This window comes from Tepidibacillus fermentans (assembly GCF_004342885.1).
GTDB lineage: Bacteria > Bacillota > Bacilli > Tepidibacillales > Tepidibacillaceae > Tepidibacillus > Tepidibacillus fermentans.
Window position 1 is genome coordinate 1 of record NZ_SMAB01000002.1, and the last position, 16,498, is coordinate 16,498.

Sequence of the window (16,498 nt, forward strand, 5' to 3'; positions counted from 1 at the left end):
CCAAACAGTAGTGCGGTAGCCTGTGCATAGCGTACAAAAATAGGATGCTGATATTATTAGTATTAAAGCTTGATCGAGAAAAACTTGACACAAACTAAAAAATGAGATTGTTTGCGATAGAATCAAGAATCACGTATTATTGATAGTAAAGAAAAAACGTTCAGTTAAGCTAAAAGAGTGTTTGAAGATGAAACATATTGAAAGGAAGGAGATTTTTTGAAAAACAAAAGAAGTTGGTTGATCATTTTGATTGTTATACTTTTTTCATTTAGTATGCTCCTAGGGTGTGCAAGTCAGGATCAATTACAACCACAAAATTCACAATCAGTTGAACAAGAAAAAACGACAGAGCGGGAACAAGCAGCTCCAAAAGAACTTAGTGGGCGAAATAATGAGGAACAAAGATATGATCAGAATAACCAAAGCAAAAACCAGCAAAATACAAACCAACAACAAAAAAATGAGAGGATTGTCATTGAATCACCACAACCCGATTCATCGATGAAGATTGGGATGAGCTTTGAACTTAAAGGAAAAGCAAAAATAGATGCAACGGAGTTACATTATGAATTTGAAGATGGCCATAATATTTTAAGTAAAGGGAAGTTCCAATTAAGTTCCACAAGAGATGCCATGGGCTATGCAGAATTTCACTATACTATAAAATTAGAACAAAATCCTAGCAGCCCATTTGGGACTCTCATCTTATATGCTTTACAAAAAGATGGGACAAAAGCAGAACAAATCATGGTGACCTATAATTTTGACCCATCGATTGTAAAACCGTAAAACTTATACGAATCGAAACAAAAGAGAGGCGAAATAGAACGTCTCTCTTACTTGTTAACTATCCGTTGTATTTTTGCTAAGATTAATTCGAATTCTTTCGGTTCGATCGTACGAACATCCAATACAAACTGTTCTTCAAAAATTCGTCCGATAATATGTGGAGGAGATATCCTCAATTCTTGTTCAAATTTATGAACAGGATAATTGAAGGGTCTAATACTGATCAATTTGGTAGGGAGCTGAACATCAGGCATTGATCCTCCACCGATTTCGGAAAACCCATCAATAATCTTCATTTCAAATTGCTCCGATACCACTGATTTTAACATCTCATAGAGTTTTTGACTTCGTTCTTGAATGGTTTTTTCATCCATCAGAATCATTTTTAGAGTAGGAACCTTTTCGTGAGCTTCTTCAAGCAAATAGTGTCTTAAGGTTGCTTCCAAAGCAGCTAACGTCATTTTATCGACTCGAAGAGAACGGGTCAATTGATTTTTCTTTAAACGATCAATCCACTTTTTCTTACCGACGATGATACCGGCTTGAGGGCCTCCAAGTAATTTATCGCCACTAAAAGAAACAAGATCAGCTCCTGCTTTAACAGTCTCTTGTACGGTTGGCTCATTGCCAATCCCATGTTTTTTGAAATCATAGAGAACTCCGCTACCTAAATCTTCATACACAGGGATCTGATGTTCTTTGCCAATTTCAACAAGTGTCTTCAAGCAGACTTCTTTCGTAAAACCAATAATTTTAAAGTTACTCGTATGTACTTTCATTAATAAACCGGTTTGATCGGTAATCGCTCGCTCATAGTCATACCGATGGGTTTTGTTTGTTGTTCCCACTTCCACTAGATGGGCACCACTTTGAGCCATGATTTCAGATACGCGAAAAGAACCGCCTATCTCAACAAGTTGTCCTCTGGATACAATGACTTCTTTTCCTTGTGCCATCTCTTTTAAGATTAAAATCACAGCAGAGGCATTATTGTTCACTACGAGTGCGGCCTCAGCACCTGTAAGTTGAACCAGTAAATCTTCTACATGATCGTAACGAGAACCCCGTTTTCCAGTTGATAGGGTATATTCTAAATTGGTGTAATCTGTAGCTGCTAGTTGTGCAGCAAAAATTGACTCATTGGATAATTTTGCTCGTCCTAAATTCGTATGTAAGATTACTCCTGTACCATTTACGACAGATCTTAAATGGGGAGTCGTTAACCGTTTATATTGATGTCTTATTTTTTCTAAAATAGTAGATAGCGAAAGCACAGTAGGAGTATCCGATTGTAAGATCTTTTCTCTTTCAATTTCAATCGTTTTTGAAATAATATCCGAGACCAAATTTAACGGAGAACTTTCTATCAGCTTCTTCACTTCTGGAAGTTGAAGGATTGTTGAAACTGCGGGTAATGCTCTTAAAGCTTCTTTTTGTTTTTCGGTTAACATAAAAAACGAGCTCCTTCATCATGATAATTGCTAGAATTATCTTATCATAACATACTTTTATTTTAAAACGAATCAAAGAAAACCCACGTTCAATTAGGCTTCAATGGCATCCACCATAAAATCCGCTGTCATTTTTGATTTGGTGAATTCTAGATGAAGCTGATTATTGCTTACATCTAAAATCCCAAATGGTGTAATAAATTCATTCCCAAAATCATGGTCAACTGCTTGTGTATTTGTCCTGCTTTTTCCGCCCCTAGAAAAGGGACCGATTTTCACCCTGTCATTCGTATCATGATATGCTCCCCTTAAGGTAGACAGGTTAAAAAACAAAAATCTGTTTAAACTTAAGGGGAGCATATCACATATCACTTTTTGGACAGCCCCTGTTTTTTTAATTACGTGTGGTTTATTTGACGCTTACCTTCAATTTTCCCATTCTAAATAATTAGTGTTTTCTTATTCATCTATTAATATCCGACAATTTTTGTTGGATTTTTCGAATTGCCTCTATCTGCTGTTCTTGAAAAGCTAAGTTACGTTCATCTATTCGTAAAAATTCCTTGTGCTGCTTTACTACTAGTCGATAAATTCCAACCATTAAAATAAGAAGTATTAAAGGAAGAATCAATCCGGCGAATGATAGTATTTGAAATGTTACATTCCCAATCAATATTTTTACCTCCCTTGCTATATGCTGACTTATTAATCTAAATTCATAATCTTTATATCATATAACCACTCATTATCTATCACAGAATGATGAGTAGTAACATTGTTAACGCTTTCTCACCGACAATGACGTGAGCGTTAATAATTATAAAATCACTTCTATATCAAAGTATAAATTTACTACCAATTTCCTGAATCCCAGTCGGTATCATTTCCAACAAACAGTTTAAGATAGAAAGTACTAGTATAATAACCACCTGCTGACCCAGTAAATCTAAGATAACCATAAGCATCACTTGAAGATGTTTCTTTTGATTGGGCAACAGTTAAAGTTATATTGGAAATATCAGAAACACCAGAAATATACCATTCATATACTCTATCTAAACTATCATATCCGTATTGTACATTCGTATAATCTGCTAGAAATGAAGCATATATTCCTCCACTTAATCTAGATACCTTTCTTCCTATGTAATTTACATAACCAGAACCAGTTCTACTTGTACCACCAGAGACAGATGTAATATCAACTGAACCATCAGGATAAATAATTTTCTTTTCATAACCAGGAATACCATTCTTATCTATAAACTTTTTCTCCTTAATTTTACCCTTATCTTTCATTTTGGGATTATTGGCATCGAGGATTTCCCCATTCTCGATCTTCTCAATAAGCTTTAACTGCGTTTCCTGATCTATTCCTGCTTTACCAAAATTAGCCTTAATTTGATTTACTTGTTTTTCCGTTAATGGTTTTCCTTTTGCAAAAGTAACTCCACCAAAAGATGCGATCATTAATGCTAAGATAATAAGAGTACTAAATAACTTTTTCACCATTTCTCATTCCCTTTAAATATATAATAGAAACATGGTTATGGAGTACAAATATTCATTAATTTCTTCAAAAAAGGTGTTGTTCATTATGTTAATTATTAACCTTTATTAACCCATTCCCATACTCAAAGCTATTCCCTAAAGGAACTGCATTCTCATCCAATGTCTTTTTCCCAGTAAAACCTTGTTGGTGTGCTTCTGTTGTCTGAATATGAGGAATTCCCCAAGGAATTGTTTGATTATTGATCGACACTTTTGCATCTTCTTCAATATAAGCAATCTTTGGATTCATAGACAAAGAATCAAATGCTTGTTCTGAAAGTTCCACCGAAACAACTGGGATATGTTTAAACTGTTTTTTTACTTTTCCTCCATGCGTATTAATGACTTCCTTATTTACCATTACATAAAAGCCTATTAAGTAGGATTTAACCAATGATGAGCTTGTATTTACACCATTATCCATTGCAAATGTAGCGGAAGTAAGTGTAATTACTAAAAAAAGTGCTAAAATCATACTTAGCGTTCTCTTTACATTTTCACCCCCTTTTTTTCCTTTTCAAACATATAGACGTAGAATTTAAAAAAAGGGTTCCCTAATTTCCCTAATTTTTTTAATTTTATGTGTAAAATAATTCTCGAGGATTTTAATAGGAAATACTAGCCAAAAAAGAGAAGGCGTTCTATCATAAATGTATGCTTCCACGCAAATACATTTTAGAAAGAGGCCTTCTCATGGATAATATTATATCAACATTATATCAGTTAATAAAGAATACAAATAATTTAATTGAGTTAGAGGAAAACATTCAAATTTATATGCATGAAGTATTTGTTTCTTTGATAGGGGAGATTTTTACTCAGCTAAATCAAGTTATTAAGGAAAAACAACAAGAAAAAGGTTGGTTCGTAAAAAGGGAAGATTGGAAAACGATTCAATTTACGTTTAGCGCTGTACGTTTCCAACATACATTAATGGGTGACAAAAAGGGGGACTCTCACTATCCTTTTGATGAGTGGATAGGAATACGGAAATACCAGCGATATAGTCCTTTAGTTGAAGTGAAAGTAGCAGAACTAGCAAGTGAGAGTACCTATCGTGAATCCGCACGTATATTACAGGAATGGACAGCAGTTAACATTAGTCATCAAACCATAGGAAGTATCGTAAGACGTGTAGGAAAAGCACAAGCAAAGGCGGATAAAGAAATGGTTATCGAGTTAATACACAGATTGTTTCAAATAGCGATGGAGGACAAGGCTATACTGCGGAGAAGTTTCAAGAAGCCTTTTCACAGTCTCGTTATGCTGTTTTAAAACAGTTAGACCCCTATCATATTGCACAGGCATTAAATAGGACAATAGGTGGTGGGAAGAGCGAGTACAAGGATTCAATAGGAAAGGCTTTAAAAGAACACAATCTAGATGATTTTACGTTATGGTTGGATACATATGAAAGTACACTCGATGAACAGAAACAAGTAGAAAAAGTAAAAAACCCACCAAAGGATGCAAGAAGTTTAGGGGCAATGGAATCCAACCAACGTCATGTATCCTACCGGATGAAAAAGCGAGGAATGCATTGGAGTTTAGAAGGTGCAGAAGCGATGATAAAAGTGAAACAAGGAATCTTAAATAAAACATTAAGAAGTACTTATCTCGCACATCAACGAAGAAGTGAAAGAAAACAACGTGACGTGAAGAAAACCGTAAGATTAGCACAAATTCTACGAGAGAGCACTCATCCATCGATTGGAGTAAAGCAAGGCTCAATCAGCCTGTATACTGCTCACTAAACGGCAATAGGAAATCTTATGAAAAGTATTCGAAATACCTGGGTTAATTAGTTAGGTTCCTTAGACCTAACTAATTAACCCAGACCACCAAGCGATAGCGTGGTAGCTATGGAAAGTGTACAATAATAGAATGCTGTAACTGCTAGTGTTAAAGGTTGATCGAGAAAAACTTGACACAAACGCAAACCTTACGTCCTTTGACAGGGAAGTTATTTTATTTAATAACTTTTCCCACTTCGACAAGCTTATCACTTCTCTCTATATATTATACAATGGTATCATATATGGTGTCGAGCTTCTTGATATTATGGTATGAATTGTTTATATGAATCAGTGTTAAATAGTATCCAGCTCTTTTTCTTTATGTTTCCTGACAGCATAGCTATTTAAAGCATACAAAGCTATCGCTATAAAATTAAGTATACCTAAATACAAAATAATATTCGCATTTCCGAATAGTTTAATCATGAATGGGGCGATTAATAAGCCGGCTATCTGAGCAACAGCGGCGATTGCCATAAAGATGGTGAATATATTTCCAAGCTTATCTTTATATATTTCCTGAAATTTTGTAACGACTAAGATTTCAAATATGCCCGAAATATACGTCATAATAAAGGTTGCGATTAATACACCGATCTCTTTAAATAAGAAAACCAATAAAAGCCAAGCGATGCCTGCAAAAGCATATGATCCTACGGTCAATTTAGAAAATTCGATTTTATCTTTAATCTTTGTTGAGCTTAAGCTTCCTAAGCTGAACCCTATTAAAAGCACTGCAAAATAAATTCCGTATAAATAAGATTTTCCGCCGTCCGCAAAATACCCTACGACTGTAATTAAGCTTATTTTAGTGTGGAATTGTAAAACCACCGCAATAATTAGAATTCCGACGACAAATTTATTACTAAAAACTTCGCTGATACCTTCTCTTATTTGGGTACGGTAATTTTTTATCGACTCTCTCAATCGAACTTGATCTGTATTCTTTCCTTTATCGTTTGAAACTTCGACTCCGGCAAAAAATAATATCGTTATGAAATATGTAATGAGATCAAATATAAAAATACTAAAATAACTTATGACCGTAACTAAGATACCGCTTATCACATCTGCTGTTCCATTGATAATATTTCGGCTTGCCGTTAATAAACTATTTGCCTTTGCCAGTTCTTTTTCTTCTACCACCTTAGGTACAATGACCTGCGTTAATATATAAGAACCGTAATTACTAAGACTGAAGATGAATTCTCCAATAACAATGAAAACAAAATTGTAATGATTGATGCCAATAAATATCACAAAAAAAACTAAACACACCGAGCACATCTGGATGATTTGAAGAAAGATGAGACTCTTTTTTGAGACCATTTTATTAAATAAAGGCCCAAGAAGAAAGCCAAGAATGATTGGAATAACTGATGTTAAGGCGCTGATAGATAATAGAAGATTATTTTTAGTTTGGGCATAGATAATGATCGGGATAGCAATCATAAACAAACTATCGCCGAAATTTGTTACACCAATCCCTAAAAGTAAATTTGTAAAAGATTTATTTTTCATTCTTCAATCCCTTTCAACCTTTCTTATTATGTCTGATAAAAATAAAATCATTTCGTTACCTATCTCTTTATAAAATTCTTTATTTACTTCAATTTGAAAAACTGATTTCAAAATATTTTCAATTGTTATTTGACTTGGATCATTTTGCTTCAAATAATTAGTTAGATTTAATTCAAATGCAGGAGCTTTATATAATAATTTTGCAAACTTAAAACCTATAAGTTTTGCATGTGGATATAAATAAATGTCGCGTTTTCCAAATAAAACATCTTTACTCAGTGTGATATTTAGTTGGCTATATTCATCATTTTTAACTACTCTTTCACCAAAAAGTTCTTTAATTAAATTATTTCGTACTTCTAATACATTCTCAATATTAATATCTTCCAATTTCAAAATTTCTTCTTCATAAAGATCTAAAGAAAAAACACCGACCATTGTACCTTGAAGATTATAAATCATCATATTCAAAAACGATTTATTTAAATTAGATTGTTCCATCAAAATAAACATAAGTTTAAATTCAGTAAGTATTGCTAATGATTCAGATACTATAGAATTTATATACTTTGCATTATTACCTCTATTTAAAAAAGAATTATAATATGCATGCCCAATTTCATGAGTTAGATCCATTATATCCTTACCACTTCCTTCGTATGTTACAATTATTTCAGATAATCCATACCTCGGGTTCCAAATACATAAAGGATTAACACGATTTTCTGTTATAGTAATCATATTGTGAGTAGTTACATAATTAATAAACCCTCTAAAATCTGAAATGAAATTAAACCTGTCAATTTCAGAAATTAGCATTAAAGCTTCATTAACATCTAAAAATTTATCTGAATAAGGTTTATATTTTTCATAATCAACTTCATTATCATCTTTATAAAGTAAATTGTTCATTTCTTGAGCTATACCAGTTAATACTATTTTAATGTCTCTTTTTTCATCCCATTCTTTGATTAATTCATCAAAATACATTTCTTTTTTCTTTTTCAAAGCGTTTATTGATAAATCAATTAATTCTGACTGATTTTCTTGATATTTTTTGATGCAATCATTATCAATATCTTTTGCTTCTAACATTTTTATGGAAAATTCATTCATGGAATACCTAGTATCCTTACAATCTATGTATTTCTCAGACAATATTTTCTCATACTCATTAAGATCTTTATCCTCTTCGTCAATTAAATCTAATTCGAATTTAGTATTTAGCCGTATAATTTCATCATATATATTAGAATCACTATTAATATAGAACTTTTTGTACAATAGAAGTGCATTAGAAAAAAGTATTTGATTATAAAAATAATTTCTTTCATCATCATTTTTTAGCATGTTCAAAGTCTTTTCAGACTCATCAAAATCAGTTTGAAGTTCTTTAATTTTAAACGAATTATCATTTTCCATTGAAGGAGTTAAATAGTTATAACTTAACTCTTTCAAATCAAAATCTAATAATGAAAATAGCTTTTGTAACCACAATCTAGAAAGTAATATTGCAGATAAATCACCAAGCAATCCTAGTCCTGAATTTTCATTAATCCATTTGTGGATATTATTTTCAGCTTCACGGTTTTCATCTAAAAAATCTTGATTCACTTCAAGAGCTCTTACCATACCAAATATATAACCTGAAATAAAAACAGGAATTTTTCTTCTGTTAAAATAATCAAAAATAGTTTGTAAAACACTCGTATCATGACTATCAAAACATATAAAAACAGCATCAATAGAATTTACATCATCAATATTATCAAACTGTTTTTCACTTTCAAAATATTCATTGTATAAATTTAATTTTATATTTTTCTTTACCTCATTAATCTTTCTTTCTATAACGTTTATTTTACTTTTACCTATATCTTCAACAGTGTAAAAATGTTGATGTACTATATTTTTCTCTTCAACAATGTCGCCTTCAATCAAATCAAATTTTACTATTCCTAATTGTAACAATACCCTTACTAAGGAGGTTCCAACAGTACCTAGACCAATAATTAAAACTCTCTTACTAGACATTTCTTGGATAATTTCATCTTTATCACTATTATTTAGAAAATTATTTAGAAAATTTGCAGTTCTCAAATTTGAAAAATCTTCTAATTTGTCATCTATATATACCAATCCGTTATCTAATAAAAATTTATTTGTCTCTTCTAATTCAAAATTATTAACATGATATTTATTTATCCAAGTCTTAACATCCTCTTCATAATATTGTTTACTAATCAACTCTAAATATTCCCACCATTTATCAAAGTCATCTACTTCAATAATCATATCCTTATTTAAGCTACCATACATATGAAAAGTAATCTCGTTATTTTTTTTATTTCCTCTAAAATTAAGATGGTTTTTTAAGCGCATTTTTTCACTCCTCTCATCATAACAAATATATTTTTGATTATTTACGTCTACTTACAGTTAGTTGAATTTGATTTCTTCCTATAAGTTAATTTGATCTCTTGATTATTTCACCCAAATCTATATTATATAAGAATCATTGCTTTAATTTATATTGTTTAGGTGATTTAGGGAGGATATATTTGGCTATATCTTCATTTCCTCCCTAAATCTTAGGAGCGTGTATTAACAAAAAGCTACGCAAATGTGATCAGACTTTGATACAACTCTTTTCAATTTCATTATAATCACCCCCTATTACATTATTGAAAGATGTTTTGTATAAAATGCTAATTCTAAATTAAATTTTAATAGATAGTATATTTACCATCAATTCGGAAACATGGTATAATATTCCTTAATTAAAATAACTTTTTTAAGTTAAGTTTCCCAACTTCAAGGGGGTGGTATTTTTGAAGACAGGTGATAAAATAAGATACCATAGAATACAGAAAGGAATTACTCAAGAACAATTAGCTGACGGAATTATTTCTAAATCTTATTTAAGCAAGATCGAAAATAACACGGCTAAACCACATCGAGATGTCGTCAATCTTCTGTTTAAAAGACTAGAGATTCCCTCATTGGAAGAAGATACACAGAGGATTAAAGAAATAAATAGAAAACTGGATGAGTGGTATGAAGTAGTAAAAAGTAGAGATAAAGATAATGCTATCAAAATGGAAAAGTCTATTAGTAATGACATAAGTAGAATTGAAGATACAACTGTATTCATCCGATTTCGATTATTTTCATTAAGACACCATCTATTATTATATAATTTCGATGAAAGCAAGAAGATCATTCAAGAATTCAAAGCATTAGAGAAAAATCTTCCCGATAAACAAAAGTACTATTTCTATTACTTTTATGGACTTTATCAATATTTACATAACAATTTTTCAGAATCATTAGATTATTACTCAAAAGCAGAAAAAATCGGCTATCAAATTCATATTGATGAACCCGAATTGACTTACTTAATATCCCTCGTTCACACTAGGCTAAATCATGTTACCTTAGCCATACATTATGCAAATACTGCTTTAGATCTATCCAATCAAAATATGGATTACCTACGCAGTGTCGAAACCCAATCTATTTTAGCCATTAATTACTTGCGTATTAAAGAGTATGATAAAGCAAAACATCATTTGGAAAAATCTTTAAAAATCACTGAAAAACACAATGACCCATATCTGATAAGCAATATATACCACAATCTGGGGTATATGTACTCTAAGGTAGATCAACACGATTTAGCTATTGATTATTATCACAAGAGTTTAAATCTAAAAAAAGGATGTCATGAACGGATAACCAATACAATTTATTACTTGGCTGAAAGTTATTATGCCGTCAAGAATATTGAAGATGCAACAAGATGGATTAAAAAGGGACTTAAAATTACTGAAAAATATAACATTATCACTAATCAAATAAAATTATATCTTCTACAATTAGAATATAACATTGATCAAGAGCAATCGCGTAAATATATCGAAGAAATAGCGATCCGTTACCTTCAAGAAAAACAAAATTGGAAAGAATTAAGTGAAGCTGCAGAAAAATTATCTAATTATTATGCCAATCAACAATCCTATAAAAAGAGTCAAGATTATTGCTGTTTGGCTAATGATGCCAGAAAAAATATTCAAATGTGAGGTGATAATAATGAAGAAGCTGGTATTTTCTTTAATATTCAGCATCCTAGCTATAACTTCTCTGGTACAAGTCACTATTTTTGCTGAAGAGCCCCCTAAAGCTACAAGTGTTCAAATAGACAAATAATTACATACTAGAAGGGGGTGTCGCAAAACTACCTTAGGTAGTTAGCGGCGCTCTCTTTTTATGTTGAAAATAAAAAATCAGCCCATCTTTGGAGAAACTCCCTCCGTGGCATGGCTGATTTTAGACATGGATAAATAAGCCTTCAACTCAAGGCTTTTTTCGATAATATATTATGCTATTTTTAGATCATGAAGCGACTTTCCAACACGGTCTTTCTGAATTTTTGCATGAAGTTTATTCACGTTATAACCAAAGCATAAGAGAATAAACTCATTTTTGACGCTGTTTTTGCCACGTGTTAAGAATCGATTAAAATCGTAGTCGTTTTTTAGGACGCCGAAAGCTCCTTCTACCTGAATGGAACGATTGACTCTTAACAACGTCCCTTCCTCGGATGTAATATTCTCATATAATACCTGACGTTTTTCAATAAACGTTTTAGATACTTGCATCTTTCTGTTCCCTTTTGCCTTTGTACATTTTGTACATTTCGTTTTGAATTGGCATCCACTACAATCTTCGCATTCATAAACGGTTAATTCGGATCGGTAACCTGTTGCTGATGTTCTATGGGTGATTCCAATGGGCTTAAGCTGTTTTCTATTGTGACATGTATATTCATCTGTCTGTTCATTGTAAAACATATTTTCTCGTTTACTAATGTTATTTTTAAAACTTTTCTTTTTCCATTGTTCATAGGTTTGAGGCTTTATTTAATAAGTCTGCTCTTTTCCTTCCAGATAAAGATAATTTTCTTCGCTTTTATATCCAGAGTCTGCAATGATGTTCTGATACCACATTTTTAGATGGGATTCCATTTCGTCTAAAAAAGGAATAAGGGTTGTGGTATCATTTCGATCTTGAAATATCCCAACTCCTGTTACATACTCACTCTCTACCCAATCTGAACGTTGTAAGCAGGTTTTAATTGAGCATTGCGCATATGGTCGTCTTTCATATGCATGAATGTCGCATCTGTATCTGTCTTGGAGTAGCTGTTTCTTCCTTCAAATAATTGGTTGTGGGTATTGTATCTCTCCTGACGTTCATAGTAAGTCTGCAATTCTTCTGTCAACTTCTGCAGTTTGGTCTTCCGTTTTCCAATTCCATGAACGAACTCGATTTGTTCTTGCTTTCGTTTTTCTTCTAAGTTGGTAAGTATGACTCTTAGATCATCTAATAAGGTTTCCTTGGTTACTTTAAAGTTGGTCTCATAGGCCAGATTCATTTCCTCGATAAAGGATTGAATATTCACATACATCTTGGCTTCATTTTTATTAACAACCTTTTTCCAAACACACTCGATGAACAGAAACAAGTAGAAAAAGTAAAAAACCCACCAAAGGATGCAAGAAGTTTAGGGGCAATGGAATCCAACCAACGTCATGTATCCTACCGGATGAAAAAGCGAGGAATGCATTGGAGTTTAGAAGGTGCAGAAGCGATGATAAAAGTGAAACAAGGAATCTTAAATAAAACATTAAGAAGTACTTATCTCGCACATCAACGAAGAAGTGAAAGAAAACAACGTGACGTGAAGAAAACCGTAAGATTAGCACAAATTCTACGAGAGAGCACTCATCCATCGATTGGAGTAAAGCAAGGCTCAATCAGCCTGTATACTGCTCACTAAACGGCAATAGGAAATCTTATGAAAAGTATTCGAAATACCTGGGTTAATTAGTTAGGTTCCTTAGACCTAACTAATTAACCCAGACCACCAAGCGATAGCGTGGTAGCTATGGAAAGTGTACAATAATAGAATGCTGTAACTGCTAGTGTTAAAGGTTGATCGAGAAAAACTTGACACAAACATCTTGTAATACATCTTTGAATTTCGCAAAAAAGTGTTGTATCATTGCATCATATCCTTTGTTTTGTTTTTTGTTTGCTCTTTCTTACATTAAAATATAAACAAAGGATATTTTTGTTTTTTTTACATAAATTGACTAGTTAATTATTTGAACGTCCCTTATGAAGATAATTAATTTTTTAGTATTAACTTCCATGTATAAGAAGTTTTTATACAGTTATGGATATGCGAATCTTAAGAAAAGAGCATTAAACGGTTATGGGAAAAAAAGATAAAAATTGTTCTTTTTATCTTAGTTTTTTCTCTTGTGCTAGCAATCCTTTTGTATAAACCTGCTATAGCCCAATGGAATAAGTTTTTATTCGATCGTAACAAAGAAGTTGTTACTGAAACGAAAAGTATATCCTCTGAAGAATTTTACACAACAGTATATGGACAAATGAAATTAGCACAGAGGTTCGAATCTACGACAAAATATTCATTAGTAGCAAAAGAGGTTAGAGAAGGTTATGAGGAAGCATCTGAAACTTTAGATTTCTTACGAGATCAAAAATATTAAGATTGAGATACCGATAACAACCTATCAGATAAATAAAGAAACCATAGAATTTCTCACTGGCGGAGGGAATATTTTAGAGGTGTATATAGAAGGAAAATGGGAACCTTTTAACAAATTGTATCCAAAAGACGAATAGGGAAATTTCAGAAAAAAGGAGCAATCTGTAAGGCTATAGATTACTCCTTTTTTGATACTAACTACAATACAATCACCCACTACCTTTTACGTGAAGCTTTGTTACCATATGAACGCGGGTGCTTCCTGATGATGATATTTATACCACATGAATTTTTCCAGGGTGTTTATCCGTAACTTCTCCGATTATCTGTGCATCTTTCACACCAAGGCCGTGCATTTTTTGAAGCAAGTCTTCTGCAGCCTTTCCTTCTACAGCAACAAGTAATCCGCCGGAAGTAACGGCATCTGCAAGTAATAGTTGATCATATTCGTCTAAGTGATCCTCAAATATAACATGTTGGGAAACCCATTTCAGGTTATCCCTGCTACCTGCTGGAACGTGTTTATTGATTGCCAGCTCTTTGGTACCATCAAGAATTTCAACTTTTGCTGAATCGATCACAAGCCCCACGTTTGTGTTCTGTACCATTTCAAGAGAATGACCTAATAAACCAAATCCTGTCACATCTGTTACAGCAGAAATAGGATAGCCTTTCATTGCTTCAGCAGCATATTTGTTTAAAAAGGCCATCACTTCAGTCACTCGCTCGATCCGTTTTTGATCAAGGACGCCATCTTTTATTGCCTTTGTTTGGATACCGACACCAATTGGTTTAGTTAGGATTAATTTGTTCCCAGGTTTTGCTCCATGATTTGTCCATATCTCATTTGGGTGAGCTGTACCTGTTACCGATAAACCAATGAGTGGTTCAACGTTGTCTGTAGAATGACCGCCGATTAAAACAGCACCAGCTTCTTTAATTTTATCTGCACTTCCTTTGAGAATTTCTGCTAACATTTCCGGTCCTAGCTTGCGAATAGGATAACCAACGATGTTCATCACTGTCAATGGTGTCCCACCCATTGCATAGACATCACTTAATGCGTTAGCAGCGGCAATTTGCCCGTACATATATGGATCATCAACAATTGGTGTGAAGAAATCCACCGTTTGGATTAAAGCTAAATCATCGGAAAGTTTGTAAACACCAGCATCATCAGGGGTTTCTAAGCCAATTAATACATTTTCATTGAATTCTTGCTTTGGTAAATAACGCAAAACTTGCGCCAGGTCCTCAGGACCAATTTTGCAACCTCACCCAGATTTAGTTGTGGTTTGGGTTAATCTTGGTTTGCTGTTTTCATTTTTGTTTTGAGTTAAATCCAAAATTTCCACATGAAACCCCTCCTTTTGCAAAAACTATATAACATTATAATGTATTTTTTGGAAAAAATCTATTTAGTGCAAACTTTTCTGGATTAACCTTGTTCAAACTTTGAGGCTATAAGTATTTCTTCTTGAAGAAATTTTTGATATCATACCATTTACTGAAGAAAAGATTATAGCAAAGGGTGAAAGCAATGAATTATGATTCAATTCTCGTTCGTTATGGTGAGATTGCCTTAAAAGGAAAAAATCGTTATCGGTTTGAGGACCGATTACTCCAGAACATTCGCAACGTTTTGAGAGATTTGCCTCAGATCAAAGTGACAAAAACATTTGGTCGTATCTATGTTGAATTACATGGGGCATCCCACGATGTGGTCATTGAGCGTTTAAAAAATGTTTTTGGATTAGTTTCCTTTAGCCCGGTAAAAAGGACAGATTTAGATGTGGAAGACATCAAAAGAACATCACTCGAATTACTACAACAAGTAAAACCATTTCCCAAAACATTTAAAGTAGAAACGAAACGCCCGTATAAGTTATTTCCATTAAGTTCACCAGAACTTACCTACGAGGTAGGTGCCTACATCTTAAGAAATACGGAGAATTTAACCGTTAATGTTCACCAGCCTGATACAGTTGTCAATATAGAAATACGGGAAGAAGGGGTCTTTATTTATTCACAAACAATCCCAGGTGTCGGTGGAATGCCAGGAGGAAGTAGCGGAAAAGCCCTTGTACTTTTATCAGGAGGGATTGATAGTCCTGTTGCTTCTTGGTATGCGATGAAAAGGGGACTACAATTAGAAGGGATTCATTTTCATACATATCCTGTAACTTCTGAAGAATCGATACAAAAAGTGATTGATCTGGTAAAGGTACTATCTAATTATACTGGACAATTTCGTCTTCATCTTGTTCCTTTTTTAGAGATACAAAAGGAGATTAAGAAATATTCTCAAGAAAGTTATAACATCACCATCATGCGTAGAATGTTTTTGCGAATTGCTGAACAGTTTGCAAAGCGGCAACATGCTTTAGCTCTTGTAACAGGAGAAAGCTTGGGACAAGTGGCCAGTCAAACATTGGAGAGTATGTATACAATTAATCATGTGGTACGAATACCCATCCTTCGACCGCTCATCACAATGGATAAATTGGATATTATTGAAGTAGCGAGAAAAATTGGAACATATGAAGCTTCTGTTCGTCCGTTTGAAGACTGCTGTTCGTTATTCGTACCCAAAAACCCCACAACCAAGCCGCTTGTAACGCGGGCAGAGTTTATAGAACAAAAAATGGAAGTCGATAAACTGATTAACGATGCGATTCAACGAACAAGAACGATCATGATCACACCTCAAGATGATGTGAAAGCAAAGGATGTCATTTTTACAGATATGCAAGAATTTATGAAATAACATTTTATCCCAAAAGGCGGTCTCATCGATGAGAAGCCTTTTT

General features: G+C 33.1%; 14 protein-coding genes and 3 pseudogenes. 6 read left to right on the top strand and 11 right to left on the bottom strand.

Annotated elements, in window-relative coordinates; all coding sequences use genetic code 11:
• Positions 1-216: 216 nt before the first annotated feature.
• A complete protein-coding gene (locus tag EDD72_RS01320; protein WP_132766836.1) occupies positions 217-789 on the top strand; it encodes a hypothetical protein in 573 nt (190 codons plus the stop codon).
• Between the two features lie 47 nt (positions 790-836).
• Here EDD72_RS01320 and selA read toward each other — a convergent pair whose 3' ends face one another.
• From selA to EDD72_RS01345, 5 genes and pseudogenes are all read right to left on the bottom strand, one after another.
• Positions 837-2,240: an L-seryl-tRNA(Sec) selenium transferase gene (gene selA, locus EDD72_RS01325; RefSeq protein ID WP_132766837.1), complete on the bottom strand. Its 1,404-nt coding sequence runs from the start codon at positions 2,238-2,240 to the stop codon at positions 837-839.
• A gap of 96 nt (positions 2,241-2,336) precedes the next feature.
• Positions 2,337-2,573 (bottom strand): annotated as a pseudogene (locus EDD72_RS01330) (ISAzo13-like element transposase-related protein); the annotation flags it as partial.
• Between the two features lie 130 nt (positions 2,574-2,703).
• On the bottom strand, positions 2,704-2,913 hold the full coding sequence (locus EDD72_RS01335; protein WP_068723480.1) for a hypothetical protein: 210 nt from the start codon (positions 2,911-2,913) through the stop codon (positions 2,704-2,706).
• Positions 2,914-3,092: 179 nt separating this feature from the next.
• A complete protein-coding gene (locus EDD72_RS01340) occupies positions 3,093-3,752 on the bottom strand; it encodes a hypothetical protein (RefSeq protein ID WP_165894911.1) in 660 nt (219 codons plus the stop codon).
• A gap of 88 nt (positions 3,753-3,840) precedes the next feature.
• The gene (locus tag EDD72_RS01345; protein ID WP_068723485.1) at positions 3,841-4,266 is read right to left on the bottom strand and encodes a protease inhibitor I9 family protein; all 426 of its coding nucleotides are present in this window, start codon (positions 4,264-4,266) and stop codon (positions 3,841-3,843) included.
• Positions 4,267-4,484: 218 nt separating this feature from the next.
• On the opposite strand from EDD72_RS01345, the pseudogene EDD72_RS01350 reads away from it, so the two are divergent.
• A pseudogene (locus tag EDD72_RS01350) lies at positions 4,485-5,545 on the top strand (UPF0236 family transposase-like protein).
• Between the two features lie 336 nt (positions 5,546-5,881).
• Here the strand turns inward: EDD72_RS01350 and EDD72_RS01355 are convergent.
• Both EDD72_RS01355 and EDD72_RS01360 read right to left on the bottom strand, forming a co-directional pair.
• Positions 5,882-7,108 carry an MFS transporter gene (locus tag EDD72_RS01355; protein WP_132766840.1) on the bottom strand — a complete coding sequence of 409 codons (1,227 nt, stop codon included), beginning with the start codon at positions 7,106-7,108 and terminating at the stop codon, positions 5,882-5,884.
• A gap of 3 nt (positions 7,109-7,111) precedes the next feature.
• Positions 7,112-9,490: a ThiF family adenylyltransferase gene (locus EDD72_RS01360; protein ID WP_132766841.1), complete on the bottom strand. Its 2,379-nt coding sequence runs from the start codon at positions 9,488-9,490 to the stop codon at positions 7,112-7,114.
• Positions 9,491-9,939: 449 nt separating this feature from the next.
• On the opposite strand from EDD72_RS01360, the gene EDD72_RS01365 reads away from it, so the two are divergent.
• Positions 9,940-11,190 carry a helix-turn-helix domain-containing protein gene (locus EDD72_RS01365; RefSeq protein WP_165894913.1) on the top strand — a complete coding sequence of 417 codons (1,251 nt, stop codon included), beginning with the start codon at positions 9,940-9,942 and terminating at the stop codon, positions 11,188-11,190.
• 297 nt (positions 11,191-11,487) lie between these two features.
• Here EDD72_RS01365 and EDD72_RS12660 read toward each other — a convergent pair whose 3' ends face one another.
• The 3 genes from EDD72_RS12660 to EDD72_RS12670 form a co-directional block, all read right to left on the bottom strand.
• Positions 11,488-11,961 carry a transposase gene (locus tag EDD72_RS12660; protein WP_201024140.1) on the bottom strand — a complete coding sequence of 158 codons (474 nt, stop codon included), beginning with the start codon at positions 11,959-11,961 and terminating at the stop codon, positions 11,488-11,490.
• Positions 11,962-12,030: 69 nt separating this feature from the next.
• The gene (locus EDD72_RS13050; protein ID WP_201024203.1) at positions 12,031-12,285 is read right to left on the bottom strand and encodes a transposase; all 255 of its coding nucleotides are present in this window, start codon (positions 12,283-12,285) and stop codon (positions 12,031-12,033) included.
• Entirely contained in the window at positions 12,213-12,578 is a 366-nt protein-coding gene (locus EDD72_RS12670; protein WP_207893612.1) for a hypothetical protein, read from the bottom strand. Before EDD72_RS12670 ends, EDD72_RS13050 begins: the two co-directional genes overlap by 73 nt.
• Before the next feature lie 66 nt (positions 12,579-12,644).
• Here EDD72_RS12670 and EDD72_RS01375 point away from each other — a divergent pair.
• Positions 12,645-12,950 (top strand): annotated as a pseudogene (locus EDD72_RS01375) (ISLre2 family transposase); the annotation flags it as partial.
• 487 nt (positions 12,951-13,437) lie between these two features.
• Positions 13,438-13,689: a hypothetical protein gene (locus tag EDD72_RS01380; RefSeq protein WP_132766843.1), complete on the top strand. Its 252-nt coding sequence runs from the start codon at positions 13,438-13,440 to the stop codon at positions 13,687-13,689.
• Between the two features lie 274 nt (positions 13,690-13,963).
• Here EDD72_RS01380 and selD read toward each other — a convergent pair whose 3' ends face one another.
• Positions 13,964-15,034: a selenide, water dikinase SelD gene (gene selD, locus EDD72_RS01385; protein WP_132767076.1), complete on the bottom strand. Its 1,071-nt coding sequence runs from the start codon at positions 15,032-15,034 to the stop codon at positions 13,964-13,966.
• Positions 15,035-15,228: 194 nt separating this feature from the next.
• Here selD and thiI point away from each other — a divergent pair, with 194 nt between their 5' ends.
• Positions 15,229-16,455 carry a tRNA uracil 4-sulfurtransferase ThiI gene (gene thiI, locus EDD72_RS01390; RefSeq protein ID WP_132766844.1) on the top strand — a complete coding sequence of 409 codons (1,227 nt, stop codon included), beginning with the start codon at positions 15,229-15,231 and terminating at the stop codon, positions 16,453-16,455.
• Positions 16,456-16,498 lie beyond the last annotated feature (43 nt).

Coding starts and splice junctions, on each gene's coding strand:
- EDD72_RS12670 (WP_207893612.1), bottom strand. CDS start 12,578: ATGTATGTGAATATTCAATCCTTTATCGAGGAAATGAATCTGGCCTAT.
- thiI (WP_132766844.1), top strand. CDS start 15,229: ATGAATTATGATTCAATTCTCGTTCGTTATGGTGAGATTGCCTTAAAA.
- EDD72_RS01355 (WP_132766840.1), bottom strand. CDS start 7,108: ATGAAAAATAAATCTTTTACAAATTTACTTTTAGGGATTGGTGTAACA.
- EDD72_RS01340 (WP_165894911.1), bottom strand. CDS start 3,752: ATGGTGAAAAAGTTATTTAGTACTCTTATTATCTTAGCATTAATGATC.
- EDD72_RS01345 (WP_068723485.1), bottom strand. CDS start 4,266: ATGATTTTAGCACTTTTTTTAGTAATTACACTTACTTCCGCTACATTT.
- EDD72_RS12660 (WP_201024140.1), bottom strand. CDS start 11,961: ATGTTTTACAATGAACAGACAGATGAATATACATGTCACAATAGAAAA.
- selA (WP_132766837.1), bottom strand. CDS start 2,240: ATGTTAACCGAAAAACAAAAAGAAGCTTTAAGAGCATTACCCGCAGTT.
- EDD72_RS01360 (WP_132766841.1), bottom strand. CDS start 9,490: ATGCGCTTAAAAAACCATCTTAATTTTAGAGGAAATAAAAAAAATAAC.